The sequence below is a fragment of the Chryseobacterium sp. W4I1 genome (genome assembly GCF_030816115.1).
Lineage (GTDB): Bacteria > Bacteroidota > Bacteroidia > Flavobacteriales > Weeksellaceae > Chryseobacterium.
This window is the reverse complement of the sequence record NZ_JAUSXQ010000001.1, coordinates 303,546-318,764: the sequence shown is the minus strand read 5'-3', so window position 1 is coordinate 318,764 and position 15,219 is coordinate 303,546. Positions and strand designations below refer to the sequence as shown.

The 15,219-nt window shown below is 37.9% G+C and carries 11 protein-coding genes; 6 read left to right on the top strand and 5 right to left on the bottom strand.

Annotated features, from left to right (window positions below):
* Positions 1-43 precede the first annotated feature (43 nt).
* The 3 genes from QF044_RS01510 to QF044_RS21555 all read right to left on the bottom strand — a co-directional run bounded on the left by QF044_RS01510 (position 44) and on the right by QF044_RS21555 (position 6,588).
* Entirely contained in the window at positions 44-2,788 is a 2,745-nt protein-coding gene (locus QF044_RS01510; protein WP_307262813.1) for a TonB-dependent siderophore receptor, read from the bottom strand.
* Between the two features lie 279 nt (positions 2,789-3,067).
* A complete protein-coding gene (locus tag QF044_RS01505) occupies positions 3,068-5,398 on the bottom strand; it encodes an ATP-dependent helicase (protein WP_307262809.1) in 2,331 nt (776 codons plus the stop codon).
* 107 nt (positions 5,399-5,505) lie between these two features.
* Entirely contained in the window at positions 5,506-6,588 is a 1,083-nt protein-coding gene (locus QF044_RS21555; protein ID WP_373462577.1) for a thrombospondin type 3 repeat-containing protein, read from the bottom strand.
* A 109-nt stretch (positions 6,589-6,697) separates the two neighbouring features.
* Between QF044_RS21555 and QF044_RS01495 the strand changes: the two genes are divergently transcribed.
* The 3 genes from QF044_RS01495 to secG all read left to right on the top strand — a co-directional run bounded on the left by QF044_RS01495 (position 6,698) and on the right by secG (position 10,569).
* Positions 6,698-8,011: a pitrilysin family protein gene (locus QF044_RS01495; protein WP_307262807.1), complete on the top strand. Its 1,314-nt coding sequence runs from the start codon at positions 6,698-6,700 to the stop codon at positions 8,009-8,011.
* Positions 8,012-8,061: 50 nt separating this feature from the next.
* Positions 8,062-10,092 (top strand): pitrilysin family protein, encoded by a 2,031-nt coding sequence (locus QF044_RS01490; protein ID WP_307262804.1) that lies wholly within the window; start codon positions 8,062-8,064, stop codon positions 10,090-10,092.
* A gap of 132 nt (positions 10,093-10,224) precedes the next feature.
* Entirely contained in the window at positions 10,225-10,569 is a 345-nt protein-coding gene (gene secG, locus QF044_RS01485) for a preprotein translocase subunit SecG (protein WP_307262802.1), read from the top strand.
* 54 nt (positions 10,570-10,623) lie between these two features.
* Here the strand turns inward: secG and QF044_RS01480 are convergent, their stop codons facing one another.
* On the bottom strand, positions 10,624-11,463 hold the full coding sequence (locus QF044_RS01480) for a glycosyltransferase family 2 protein (RefSeq protein WP_307271899.1): 840 nt from the start codon (positions 11,461-11,463) through the stop codon (positions 10,624-10,626).
* A complete protein-coding gene (gene recR / locus QF044_RS01475; protein WP_307262800.1) occupies positions 11,459-12,070 on the bottom strand; it encodes a recombination mediator RecR in 612 nt (203 codons plus the stop codon). Before recR ends, QF044_RS01480 begins: the two co-directional genes overlap by 5 nt.
* A gap of 458 nt (positions 12,071-12,528) precedes the next feature.
* Between recR and QF044_RS01470 the strand changes: the two genes are divergently transcribed.
* From QF044_RS01470 to QF044_RS01460, 3 genes are all read left to right on the top strand, one after another.
* Positions 12,529-13,134 carry a hypothetical protein gene (locus QF044_RS01470; RefSeq protein ID WP_307262798.1) on the top strand — a complete coding sequence of 202 codons (606 nt, stop codon included), beginning with the start codon at positions 12,529-12,531 and terminating at the stop codon, positions 13,132-13,134.
* A gap of 19 nt (positions 13,135-13,153) precedes the next feature.
* The gene (locus QF044_RS01465; protein WP_307262796.1) at positions 13,154-13,645 is read left to right on the top strand and encodes a hypothetical protein; all 492 of its coding nucleotides are present in this window, start codon (positions 13,154-13,156) and stop codon (positions 13,643-13,645) included.
* Between the two features lie 109 nt (positions 13,646-13,754).
* Entirely contained in the window at positions 13,755-15,197 is a 1,443-nt protein-coding gene (locus tag QF044_RS01460; protein WP_307262794.1) for an aminoacyl-histidine dipeptidase, read from the top strand.
* Positions 15,198-15,219: the final 22 nt, after the last annotated feature.

Genomic DNA, 15,219 nt, shown 5'->3' with positions numbered 1-15,219 from the left:
ATAAAAAGCGGATTCAAAAATTTGAATCCGCTTTTTATATCACTTAAAAATTAAAATTAAGTCTTGAGAATACATATCTCCCGTTCTGTCCAAACTGTGATGTAGAACGGGAATAAATAAACTGGTCATTATTGGTAGATGCCGGAAGGTTCTTATCCGGATAGATATCGAACAGATTATTCACCCCAATGGTTAATCCTATATTTTTTGTAAACTGGTACGCCAGAGAAAGATCGGTAATAATTTTGTCTCCGATCTGCTGATGCTCATTGAATCCGATGATTCCGTCACCGTTAACATCAATCACATCAGCACCTGTAACTTTTCCAAAGTACGTGTTTCTCAGATAGAAACTTGCATTTTTCCATGAAAGCGTATGAGACAGGCTTGCTTTTACCCTAGGAACCGCTTCTTCCAGATACACTCTTGACTTTTCAGAAAAATAAATTTTCTCAAGATTTGGAGACTGCAATAACCCTGAAGAGTGAGTAGCACCCACTTTTCTGGTCTCACTGATATTTGCGGCTAAACTATTATCCAGTTTGAATCCTGAAAATCTTACGTTATGTGAAATCACCAAATCAAGTCCTTTTGTTTCCGTATCAATAGCATTGGTGAAAAATTGTGCTGCGTTAACTCTTTCGGCATCAAAAGCGGCCTTTGCGTCAGCTGGAACATCTGATCTTAAGAACTGGTCGGTCAAAATAATTCGGTTGTTGATCCTGGTAAAATATCCGTCTGCTGTAAAAGTCAGACTTGCAGAAGGAATTCTGTACGTAAATCCAACGCTGGCAGATTTGGAGGTCTCTTGTTTTAGTTTAGGGATTTCTAGCAGCTCCGCAATCTTTGAATCATTACTAAAGGTTCCCACATCCAAAAGCTCGCCTGTTGGAAATTGAGGAGAGGTAACAAACAGAGTAGATGTTACATTATAATAGATCTGATGGATAGAAGGTGCTCTGAATCCTGTAGAACCCGCTAATCTCACATTAAAATTAGGAGCTACTTTGATTCTTGAAGCCAGCTTATAATTAAAGGTAGATCCGAAATCTGAATAATTTTCATATCTCGCCGCTGCATCTACTAATAGCCAGTTGGTAAAATTAAATTCAACATCTGCATAAGCTGCCACTGCCTGTCTGTTTTTATCGATAGCATTAGCAGGCTTGAAACCTCCGAAAACCTGTGATCCTCCGGGAAGTGTATTCCCAAAGAAATCCGTAGCTCTCGGACTGCTATTATTCCACACATTTCCTGCCGCGTCATAAGTCGTGTATGAAGCTTCATCACCCTGCGTTATTTTAAAATTCTCATACCGGTGTTCCGCTCCGAAAGCCACATTAATTCCGCTCCATACATCATATTTTTTAGAGAAATCTAAATTGATCGTGTTTTGAGAGAATCTTAAACCTCCTGCATCAAACTCATTTGGAGATGCAAAACGTAAAGATGTATTTCCTGTGTCCTGAATATTATAATTGAATGAGTTCTGTCCGAATGTATTGCTAAAATCAATATTCCATCCATTCCAGTTGCCTTTAATTCCCGCGGAAAGCGACAAATCCTGGATATCAGTTCCGATCTGTGGAAGATATCCATCTGGATACAATCCTGTAAAAGTTCTGCTCTGGTTAGGTTTTCTGTAAAATCCTCCGGAAGTTCCGTGTCTGAAGCTATATCCTCCGAAAGAATATACTTTCCAGTCATCATTAATGGGAACTTCAATATTAGCAAAAAGCTGATGATTATTCAGTTTTGACTGTCCCACCTGCATATTGAAATCTTTTCTGCTCAGTCCTCTGTAAGCCAGTTCCTGATCGGTAACATCTCCTTTTAAAAATCCCTGCAAAGCACTGATGGTATTTGCTCCCTGGATTTGATTCTGAAGTTCCGGAGAAAAATAGCTTACGCCCTGAGCGTACTGATGAATATAATTAATAAGCTGCTGGGAATTCGGTATACTATTAATATTCGAAAAAAGGGAAGATAAATTGACACCATCATTTTGAGCTCTTTTTTCAATGGCATTATAAGCATTATAAATGGATCCACTTTCGGCTCCGGCTCTTGACGTAGGATTTCTGAACTGTGAAGACCAGGTAATGTTGTAGAAACCTCCTTTATTCCCGATTTTATTTCCGTAATTAAGGTCTACCTGAATATTCTGGCCATCAAAATTCCCGGTATGGTCATTGGCTGTGGGAGTCAGATTTCCACCGTAACTTATCTGTCCGGTAAGTTTTCCGATGTCTTTTTTCAGTTCAAGGTTGATCACTCCGGCAATTGCATCAGATCCGTATTGGGCCGAAGCACCGTCACGTAATACTTCAATTCTGTTTAATGCAAATGAAGGAATCGAGTTTAAATCCGTTCCTACCGTTCCTCTTCCGGGAGTTCCGTTCACATTAACCAATGCTGAAGTATGTCTTCTCTTTCCGTTAACCAAAACCAGCACCTGATCCGGACCTAACCCTCTCAGCTGAGCAGGATCCAAATGGTCTGTTCCGTCTGAATTTGTCTGAATGGTGGAAGTAAAAGATGGGGCTATTGCATTTAGGATCTGTCCTATAGTTGATTGAGGGAGAACTACCGACGTTTCTTTGATATTAAAGACATCCACCGGAACCGGGCTGTCTGTTTTTGATCTGGCACCAGCTCTTGAGCCCAGCACCACGACTTCTTCTACATTATTGGTTTTCACGCTGTCTTTTTCTTTTTCCTGCCCAAAAGCGTAGGTTCCGAGGAAGAAAAGAACAGAAGCTGATAAAATAGTCTTTTTATTTTTCATACCCTTACATCAATTTATAGTTCATGTTTTTTTGAGTGGCAAATGTAAAGCAAATTCATTAGTCTACAAAATCAATAGACTTTAATTTTATGAAAATTTAAGATAGTTTTGGTCTATTACTTCTTTTAAACAAACATTACACAAATTCATAAACAGCACTAAGGACGACAAGGGTTTATTTATGGATAACATTTGGGTCATTTGTATTTAATAAAAAACGGATCCCAAAATGGAATCCGTTCTGAATAGTATATCAGCTTCTATGCTGAAAATGTATTATTATATTTTCGTCAGCTTGGCATATTTCAGAATGAGGTTTTTCTCACCCTCATGAATGAAAATCACTTTGGCTTTGATGTTCTGCGGATCAGTACCATCCAGGAAAGAAACTTCTCCGATTCCGAAACGGTCGTGTCTCACTTTGTCTCCTACTTCAATGTCCTGTGAAGAGGCTCCGCTTGGATTAATAATTTTTGCGGTACTTACAGGTTTCAGTTTTCTTACTTCCGATGCAGGTTTTGAACTGTCACCCTTATCAATGGTTTTCTTTTCAACTCTTCTGAATGCTTTTTGCTCTGAAGGATGTTCATCAAAAATATTGGATTTGATTCCGGTATTATTAATAAATCTCTTTTCCAGAGCAGGATTTAAGAATTCAATATACTGGTCGTCAATTTCACTTAAAAATCTTGAAGGCTCCGCATCTGTAATTTTCCCCCATTGAAAACGGGAAACAGCATAAGAGAAAAATACCTGCTTTTCAGCTCTCGTTAATGCAACATAAAACAGACGTCTTTCTTCCTCCAGATCTTCCCTTGTCGCAGAACTCATAAAGCTCGGGAAAAGGTTTTCTTCAAGTCCCACCAGGTGCACCACCGGAAATTCCAGGCCTTTAGAAAGGTGAATGGTCATTAATGAAACCATATCTTCATCGGTATTTTTATCCTGAGTATCTGCTGAAAGAGCAATATTCTCAAGGAAATTCGGAAGGCTCGGGTCACCGTCTTCAAGCTGCATTTGCTCTTCAATAAACCCCTGCATTGAATTCATTAATTCCTGAACGTTCTCTACACGGGAAATTCCCTCCGGAGTCTGATCGTCTTTTAAGAATTTGATCAGGCCGCTGCGTTTGGCAACTTCCATAGCAACACTGTAAGCAGTATCTGTTTTCAGCAATACCTGAAAAGCCTTGATCATAGACCAGAAATCATTCAACTTGGTCAAAACTCCATTATTTAAGCCTAATTGAGGCGCATACATCGGTAGATTGCTTAAAACCTGAGAAATGGAAATATTATTGGAATCTGCAAAAACAATCAGTTTATTCTGGGTGGTTTCTCCAATTCCTCTCGTAGGATAATTAATAATCCTCATCAGTGCTTCTGAATCATTTTCATTGACCAGAAGACGCAGATAAGCAATAAGGTCTTTCACCTCCTTCCTTTGATAGAAAGAAAGTCCTCCATAAACCTTATAAGGAATATTTTTACGTCTCAGCGCATCTTCAAATGCTCTGGTCTGTGAATTTGTTCTGTATAGAATTGAGAAATCGCTGTATTTTCTCTGATCAGTATTTCTCAGCTCCCATATATTTCCGGCAACGAAGTTGGCCTCATCAGCATCGGAAAGGGAACGGTATATTTTAATCTTATCTCCTTCTTCGTTATCACTGAAAACGTTTTTCTTGAACTGCTGAAGGTTTTTTGCAATAACCACGTTGGCTGCATTCACAATATTCTGGGTTGAACGGTAATTCTGCTCCAGAGAAACCGTGATCGCATCCGGATAATCCTTTTTAAAGTTTAAGATGTTATATATATTCGCACCACGGAAGGAGTAAATGGACTGCGCATCATCTCCTACCACGCAGATATTTTCAAACTTTGAAGCCAGCGCTTTTACAATAAGATACTGGGAATGGTTGGTATCCTGGTACTCATCTACCATGATATACCTGAACCTGTCCTGGTATTTTGCCAGCACTTCAGGAAAACGGGTTAATAGTTCATTGGTTTTTAATAGTAAATCATCAAAATCCATCGCTCCGTTTTTGAAGCAGGCTTCTACATATTTCTGGTAAATTTTTCCAATGAATTTCATATTTGCTTTTTCATCAGCTTCCATCAGTTCCTGATTATTGAAATAAGCTTTTACCGTGATCAGGTTATTCTTATAGGTAGAAATTCTTGCCTGAACTTTTTTAGGTTTATAAAGATCGGCATCAATATTCATGTCTTTGATTACTTTTCTGATAACATTCAAGGCATCCTGCTGGTCATAGATGGTAAAATTGGACGGATAGCCCAGGTAATGGCCTTCAATTCGTAGAATTCTTGCAAACACTGAGTGAAAAGTTCCCATCCATAAGCTTCTTGCATTGCTGTCCCCTACCACTTTTGCGATACGGTCTTTCATTTCACGGGCCGCTTTATTGGTAAACGTCAGTGCCAGAATATTGAAAGGGTCAATTCCGTTGTGGATCAGGTGGGCAATACGCATGGTAAGCACACGTGTTTTTCCGGAACCGGCACCCGCAAGCACCATCAAAGGTCCTTGTAGTGAGGTAACGGCTTCATATTGTGATTCATTGAGTCCTTTCAGATAATCCATGCTGCAAAAAATTTTGGGAACACAAAATTAATGTATTCAAAGGACAATTCAAATTATGAGTTTAATTTATAGAAAGTAAAACATTGAGATGTCTATTCCGGCAAGGTTTAGTCGTTAAAATTTTTCGTCACCGTCCATTTTCCGTTTTTGTATTGGTAGTATTTAGTCGGTTGCGAGAAATAGCCTGATTTGGGAGCTGAAAAACTTAATCTTATCAGGAAACCTAAGTTTGAATCTTCATTATACTTCGGCATCATAGAAATTCCGAAACTTACCTCCTGTAAATCAACAAATTTATTATCTTTTCTAGTTATAAATAAGTCTTTGGACGGTTTTTGAGGGGATACGTAATAAAAATTATTTTCTTTTCCGTCATCATTAATTTTTCCTTTGTAAAAAGGCGTATTTCCTGTAGTGACGAAAAAATTACTTTCATCATTTTCCCAGCCAAAAAAAAGTTCTCCACTTCCAAACAAATTCGATACAGGAATAATAATCCCGTTTCCAGTTTTCTTTCTGAATTTGGCAAAATTACTTTTACTCCAGAGTTTATTAAAAATCTCAGACCCGATGTTCTTTTCATAATGTTTACAGTCATAGTAGGCATCATTTCCACATTCAGGGCCACCACCTATGGTAGAATTTCTTAGAAAAAGAACTTTTTTAGGTTGCAAAAAGAATGTTTTAAAATCCGGATCTGCAGATATGAGATCAAAAAGATTGCTGAAATTCATGTTTTTAAGCTGCTCAATATCTTTCTCGTAGCGTTCTTTTTCCCGTTCGTATAAATTCCCGCAGTCTCTTTTTCGTGGCGGGCAACCCAGATTTTCAGCCATTCCCGGTTGTGTAGGACACGCATCATCTTTATCCAGAATTCCGTCTCCGTCTGTATCCAGCCACGGACAGCCATTATTTTCAATGGGTCCTGCTACATCCTGACATTGATCATCCTTATCAAGAACTCCATCCTTATCTTCATCCGGCCATGGACAGCCTTTATTCTCGGTTGAACCCTGTTCTTTAGGGCAATGGTCGAGATAAAAAGGAATTTCATCTCCGTCTTCATCGGACAGGCAAGTCTTTTTATTGAATTCTTTTCTGCATTTCTTCAACGCATCCTGATCGATGATATCCTGTGCCTGCATCAGAAAAAAGGGAAAAAGAAAAAGTAAAGTATAATAAATTCTCATAATAGAGTTAATAGTTTTACAAATAAACAAAAATCAAAAAAATTGCAGAGTAATTATGTAACAAATACGGTGTTTTCCCTACTAATTTATACAAAACAATTTCTACTTTATGAAAAAGCGACTTCTTTCTGTGGCAGCTGCATCTTTCTTCGGAATGGTACTGAATGCACAGCAAATCAAATTTGAAGAGTATGATCTTCCCAACGGTCTTCACGTAATTCTGCACCAGGATAATTCTGCTCCGGTAGTCACTACAGGAGTAATGTATCATGTAGGTGCGAAGGATGAAGTAAAGGGAAGGACAGGTTTTGCCCACTTCTTCGAACATCTTTTATTTGAAGGAACACCCAATATCAAAAGAGGTGAATGGTTCAAGATCGTTTCTTCAAACGGAGGTCAAAACAACGCTAACACAACAAATGACCGAACGTATTATTATGAAACGTTCCCGTCTAACAACGAGCAGCTTGGTCTTTGGATGGAATCTGAAAGAATGCGTCATGCTTTAATCAACCAGATAGGAGTAGATACTCAAAGAGAGGTTGTAAAGGAGGAAAAAAGATTAAGAATGGACAACCAGCCTTATGGAAATCTTTTCCCAACTATTCAGAAAAATTTATTTACCAATCACCCATACAACTGGCCTACGATAGGTTCTATGGAAGATCTCAACTCTGCAAAACTTGAGGAGTTCCAGGCTTTCTACAAGAAATACTACGTTCCAAACAATGCTACATTAGTAGTTGCAGGAGACATCAAACCTGAGCAGACCAAGAAATGGATTCAGGAATATTATGGCGGAATTCAAAAAGGAACGCTTTACCCAAAAGACTTCCCGAAAGACGCACCAATCACACAGGAAAAAGAAGTAACGGCTACAGACCCGAACATTCAGCTTCCTGCTTACATTTTTGCGTACAGAACTCCTGCCAACAAAGAGAAAGACGCTTATGTTCTTGACATGCTTTCATCTTATCTGAGCAACGGTAAGTCTTCAGTTTTATATAAAAAATTAGTTGATCAGGATAAAAAAGCGCTTGCTGTACAGGCTTTCAACCAGGGGCTTGAAGATTACAGTATTTTCGCATTCTTTGCCATCCCGATGGGACAGACTACGAAACAGACTTTACAGGCTGATATTGATACGGAAATCAAAAAACTCCAGACAACTCTGATTTCTGAAGAAGATTACCAGAAACTTCAAAACCAGTATGAGAATCAGTTTGTGAATGCCAATTCAAGTATTCAGGGAATTGCGGCTTCATTGGCAACAAATCATGTATTGATGGGGAATACCAATCTGATCAATAAGGAAATCGACATCTACAGATCGATTACAAGACAGGATCTGCAGAATGCGGCTAAAAAGTATCTTAATTCCAATCAAAGAGTCATTATTAATTACGTTCCTGAAAAAAAGTAATCGTTAAGACTTCCAGGTTTAATGATTATTAAAAATTAAATTTTTTACAAATGAAAAAGCAATTAACATATATAGCTGCAGCGTTTTTTTTCGCAGGAACGATTTCAGCACAAAAAATTGATCTTAACGCAATGCCGAAACCGGGACCTACTCCTGCTATCAACATTGCGAAACCAAAGACTTTCCAACTAAGCAACGGTCTTACAGTAATGGTTGTGGAAAACAACAAATTACCAAGAGTAAATACGACACTTTCTATGGACAGACCTCCGTTCAATGAAGGAAGTGTGACGGGTGTAAGCTCTATCATGGCTGAACAGCTGGAAAACGGAACGACCAACTTAAGTAAAGAGGATTTTAACAAAAAAGTAGATTATCTGGGAGCCAGCTTAAACTTCTCTTCCAATGGTGCTTTTGCCAACTCTCTTTCAAAATATTTCCCTGAAGTATTGGGTTTAATGGCCGATGCGATTATTAATCCTAAGTTTTCTGCGGAAGAAATTCAGAATTCAAAAGAAAGAGCTATTGAAGGTCTGAAGTCTGAAGAAAAGAATGCTTCTGCTATCGCTTCAAAGGTTTCTAATGCCCTAATGTATGGTAAAAATACAGCAAGAGGTGAATTTGAAACCGTGGAATCTATTAATAAGATCCAGCTGGCTGACGTACAAAACGTTTACAAAAAATACTACGCTCCAGATAATGCTTATTTAGTGATTGTGGGAGATGTGAAATTTGAACAGATCAAACCGTTGGTTGAAAAAGCTTTCAGCGGATGGAAAAAAGCGAATACGCCTGCAACTCCTCTGGAACCAGCTTCCAATGTTGCCAAAACAGAGATCAATGTAGTAGATATTCCTTCAGCGGTACAGTCTGTAGTTTCGGTGAGCAACCTGAACAATCTTAAAATGAAGGACCCTAACTATTTCGCTGCTACAATGGCCAATTATATCCTTGGCGGAGGTGGGGAAGCAAGACTATTCATGAATCTTCGTGAGAAGAATGGATTCACTTATGGAGCTTATTCCAGCATGAGTGCTGATAAATATTCTTCTGATTTCTCAGCTGATGCGAGTGTAAGAAATGAGGTTACAGATAAGGCGGTTAAGGAATTCATGAATGAACTTAACGCTATTTCTACCGTAAAACCTGAAGAACTGGAAAACGCAAAGGCAAAACTGAAGGGCTCTTTCATCATGTCTTTAGAAAAGCCAGAAACCATCGCAAGATTCGCTTTGAATCAAAAAGTTCAGGATTTGCCATCTGATTTCTACACCAATTATCTAAAATCTATTGATAAAGTAACTGCTACAGATATTTCCAATGCTGTAAAAACGACTATCTTACCAAATCAAAGCAGAATTTTCATCGCCGGTAAAGCGTCTGATATTTCTGAAGGATTGGAAAAATTGGGTTATCCTGTAAAGTACTACGATAAAGAAGCTAATCCGGTGGCAAAAACCACAGCACAGAAAGTGGATGCCAGCGTAACAATAGGATCTGTTGCAGATAAATATATCAATGCAATCGGAGGTCTGGCTGCCGTACAGAAAATCACTTCTATCTCTACAGATGCTAGTACGAAAGTACAGGGCATGGAAATGAATATGAAGCTGGTACAGGCTAAAGGCGGAAAAATGCTGCTGGAGATGAAAATGATGGGCAATACGATCCAGAAAATTGCTTTTGACGGTAAGGACGGCTATATGGAAGCTCAGGGTAAGAAGGTTGCTTTAAATGACAAACAGAAAGCTGATATGGCTGATCCGGAACTTTTCCCGGAACTTACTTTTGCAAAATCTCCGGAATACAAACTGGCAGGAATCGAAAAGTACAATAACGAAGATTCTTATGTGATAAAAGGAGCAAAAGCAACTTACTACTACAGTGTAAAGACTGGACTTAAGACCGGCGAAACAAAATCCAGCGAAGCAGGATCTATTCCTACAAGCTATGCAGATTACAAAGAGGTTTCAGGAGTAAAATTCCCATTCACAATCATCCAGAATATGGGCGGAATGGATATCAATCTTGCAGTACAGTCACGCCAGGTGAACCAGGCTAAAGATTCTGACTTTAAATAAAACAGACTTTTTTATAATAAAAACGGCAGCGTCTGCTGCCGTTTTTATTTTTAATAACATTTAGCGGGTTCTTTTTTTTGTCATTCGGTAAAAAAAGATTAAATTTGCCCATTCAAAAAGATATCAGAATTAATGGATACTATATTTACACTATTGATGGTTCTTGTTATGATCGCCAGCGTTTTATTGGTGATCATCGTTATGGCTCAAAATCCAAAAGGAGGAGGTCTTTCCAGTACTTTCGGAGGAGCATCATCTGCACAGTTTGGCGTACAGAGAACCAATGATTTCATGGAAAAAGCAACATGGACTCTTGGCTCAGTAATCATCGTTCTTATCCTGATAAGCGTTGTGATCACAGGTAAACCTTCTGCAGCAGTTCCTGCACAGCAGCAACCAGTGAAGAAAGAAGTTCCTGCACAAAAGCAGTCAGCTCCAGCCTCCACTACAACAACACCGGTAGCTCCGGCTAAGTAATACAAGACTTATCTTACATAAAACAAAAGCAGTTCAATAATTTGAACTGCTTTTTTATTTTAACTTGATCTTCTCTATTTTATGGCGAAGCTTCAAACCTGCTTTTAAAAACGAATACTGCATGGGTTTGGATTCCTTGTAATATTTATCTATAAAGATCTGCATGGCCCCATAAAACCGATCGAGATACACTTCATCTTTAATGGAACTTTCTCCTTTGTGGTGAAGAATGGATGCTTTTCCGTAATAATAGTTTTTATAGCCATTCTTCAACAATGTATAGCACAGATCAATATCTTCCCCGTACATAAAGTAAGCTTCATCAAGGCCACCCACTTTCTCGTACCTTTCTTTTTTAACCAATAAAAATGCTCCGGTAACGACATCTACTTCTGCCACTGCATTTTCATCAATATCGCTACGGTAATAGGATTTTGAATTGCTTCTTTTAAAATTGGTAAATAGCTTTTCAAACGAATTGAACATATCCGGTACAGAACGTTTGCTTTCCGGTAAAAAATGACCATCTGCATCATGCATTCTCACCCCAAGACATCCAAAATCTACTTTGGAATCAGCAAAATCCAGAAGTTCTTTCATATAAGATCCTTCCAGCTCCGTATCCGGATTGAGAAGCAGCACATATTCTCCGGCTGCGGTTTTTACAGCTTTGTTGTTAGCAACTGCAAAACCTTCGTTCTTTTCAGAAGATATAAAATGTACTGTAGGAAATTCAGGAATAAGATCGTTCCAGGAAGCATCTGTAGAGGCATTATCTATAACAATTACCTCATAATATCCTCCTTCCATATATTTCTGAATAGACAGAAGACAGCTTCTCAACAGCCTGGTCACATTATAATTAACGATAATTATGGACAGCTTCATATTAATCTCTTTCGTTGTATGGCAACCTGTTGATAATTGATCTTCCCAGGGACACCTCATCTGCATATTCCAGCTCATCCCCTACCGATATTCCTCTGGCAATGCTTGAAAAATTTACATTCAGATTTTTAAATTTTTTGTAAATATAATAAGCTGTTGTATCTCCTTCCATTGTAGCACTCAATGCAAAAATGAATTCTTTTACAGTGCCCTCATTCAGTTTTTTTTCAATGCTTGGAATATTAAGCTGATTAGGTCCTATTCCTTCCATTGGTGATATCTTTCCTCCCAAGATCAGATATTTCCCTGTAAATTTTCCTGTGTTTTCAATAGCGATTACATCACGTACATCTTCCACAATACAGATCACCTCGCCATTTCTTTTTTCATTACTGCAGATTTCACAGACTTCAAAATCAGAAAAATTATGACAGTCTTTGCAGTATTTTATTTCATTGACAAGGTTGATCACTGAGTTTCCAAGACTTACAGCTCTGGAGCTGGGTTGTTTTAGCAGATGTAAGGCCAATCTCAAAGCTGTTTTCCTGCCAATTCCGGGCAGCCCTGAAATTTCATCGACGGCTTTTGCCAAAACTTTACTAGGGTAATCCATAAGTACAAAAATAAGGAATATTGTTGAGAGATACGAGTTTGAGTGTCGGAGAGTTTGAGTGTTTAGGAGTTTAAAAAAGGGCATGAAAAATGTTCAGAAAAGTTAAAATGTAAAAAGTAAGTCCTTGTCCGAAATCTAACATCTTATCTCTTTATTCTTTATTCTTTATTCTTTATTCTTTATTCTTTTCTTTATTCTTTATTCTTTATTCTTTATTCTTTATTCTTTATTCTTTATTATTTATTCTTTATTATTTATTCTTTATTCTATCTCATATTTCCTCATTCTAAAATTCACCATTCACTGTGAAACAAATTCACCATTCACATTTCCCTCCCTAATCTCAACCTCAGTCTAAAGTCTTATATCTTGTGTCTCAAATCTGATGCCTAAATTCTTACTCCTTCATTCTAAAAAAACCTCTATCTTTGGGGTTCTAATATGAAAAAAATAAACTAATGGTACTTAAAAATCTAAACTATCCCCTGGATTTCAAATTCAAGATCTCCACTTTGGCAAGTGACTTTAATATAACTGACAAAAATGGGAGTTATGTAGCGTATGTCCGCCAGAAAATGTTTAAACTGAAGGAGGATGTTATTGTTTTCAATGACGAAAGTAAATCCCAGGAGCTTTTCAGGATTAAAGCCAATCAATGGATCGATTTCAATGCGTCTTATTCTTTAAATGACCTTACCGATAACAAAAATTATGGAAGACTGGCCAGAAAAGGAATGCGTTCTATCTGGAAATCCAGTTATGATATCCTTGACTCAAACGATCAGCAAAAATTCACAGTTACAGAAGATAATGCGTGGACAAAGTTCTTTGATGGAATGGTAAGCGAGATTCCAATTATAGGTATGTTTACCGGATATTTTCTTAATCCGGCTTATACTGTAAGAGGTATGGACGGAAAAGAATATTTTAAACTAAAAAAAATGCCGTCGTTCTTCGGAAGAAGGTTTCAACTTGACAGAATGATTGATATTAATGACGAAGACGAAAGTTTAGTAATCTTATCCTTACTGATGATGGTTCTTCTGGAAAGAGCAAGAGGCTAATAAATAAAAACCACAGACAATGAAATATTTAATCATTTTCTTTTCAGCGTTACTTTTGACCGCCTGTAAAAAAGATAAAGAAACCGTTCAGAATTCTACTACTACAGATTCTTTACATCTGGTGAAAGATTCTGCTAAAACAGAAACTGCTTCAGGGAAGATACTGGTAGACATTATTCCCTTCCCGAAAGAAATCAAGGAATGCTCATGTTATTTTGCAAAAAATAAGGCTGATTTTGAAGCAGAGAAATACATTTATGCCGATGATGCAGGAAAAACGGCTTATATGAAGCTCGATGGCAAAAGACTGGCAATGAATCTTATTTCATCAAGTGATATGGAAGTGGACGAGGAGCTGACGAAAGAAATTGAAAGCGATAACTATAAAATTTCCATAAAAGGCAAAAAAATAAAAAAGGAAGAAGCTTTATTATTTGAAGGTACACTGACGATTGAAAAACCTGATGGTACCGTAGAAACTCTTCCTATTTACGGAGAATGTGGATGTTAGGAAAAACAAGAAAATAATCCTGCTTTTTACCCACATATGAACTATAAAAAATGCTTCTGAATTCACGGAAGCATTTTTTATTTTGTAATTTTGATAAAAATAAAAGTTCATGGAATTATCTAATATAGAACCGCAGATTATCTGGAAAAATTTCTCCAGATTAAATGCAGTTCCAAGGCCGTCTAAAAAAGAAGAAAGAGTCATTGCTTTCATCAAAGAATTTGGTGAAAATTTAGGATTGGAAACTACTGTAGATGAAGTAGGAAACGTTATCATCAAAAAACCGGCTACTGCGGGGATGGAAAACCGTAAGTCTATTGTGCTTCAGTCGCACCTGGATATGGTATGCCAGAAGAACAATGATGTTAATTTTGATTTCGACACAGAAGGAATCAAAATGGAGATTGACGGGGACTGGGTAAAGGCTAAAGGAACTACTTTAGGTGCCGACAATGGTCTAGGTGTAGCTACAATTATGTCTATTCTTGAAAGTTCAGATATTCCGCATCCTGATCTGGAAGCCCTTTTCACCATTGATGAAGAAACGGGAATGACAGGTGCCATAGGCTTAAAACCGGGGCAATTAACGGGAAAAATTTTGCTAAATTTAGATACAGAAGAGGATGATGAGATCGATATCGGCTGTGCAGGCGGTGTTGATGTTACCATTACTCAAAATTATACAACAGAAGCCGCAAAAGGGCAGATTGTAAGGATTGAAGTGAAGGGACTTCAGGGAGGACATTCAGGAATGGATATCCACAAAGGTTTCGGAAACTCCAATATTATTCTTGGAAGACTTCTTTATAAAGGTTTGGAACAGCAGAACATCCAGCTGATCTCTGTAGACGGAGGCGGATTGAGAAATGCAATTCCGAGAGAAGGTGCGGCATTGGTTTCTGTGAGAAATGCTCAGGAGTTTATCGAAACAGCAACGGTTCTTAAAAAAGAAATTTTAGAAGAATTTGCTAACGTTGAACCTGGCATCCAGATCAATATTGAAAATTCTACAACTTCTGATAAAGCGATTTCTGAAGAAGATTCAAAAAAGATTATTCTGACTTTAAAATCTCTTCACAACGGGGTTTACAGAATGAGCCCGGACGTAAAGGATCTTGTAGAAGCATCCAACAACGTTGCAAGAGTGGAATTAAAAGGCGGAGAGCTTAAAATTTTAAACCTTACCAGGTCTTCTGTAGATTCATCTAAATATTCTGTGGCAGAGCAATTAAAATCTGTTGCAGAATTAGCCGGCATGAAGGTAGAATTCAGCGGTTCTTATCCGGGATGGAAACCAAAACCAGGTTCTGAGATTGTACAGATTATGGAAAAGATCTATACAGAAAAGTTTGGTAAAAAACCACACGTAGTTGCTTGCCACGCAGGCTTGGAGTGTGGTATCATTGGAGCCAATTACCCTGAAATGGAAATGGTAAGTTTCGGACCCACGATCAGAGGAGCGCATTCTCCGGATGAGAAAGCGAATATCCCTTCAGCACAAAAGTTCTGGAGCTTCACTAAAGATATTTTAGCGAATATTCCTTTAAAATAAATTTGTAAAATTGCTATATTGA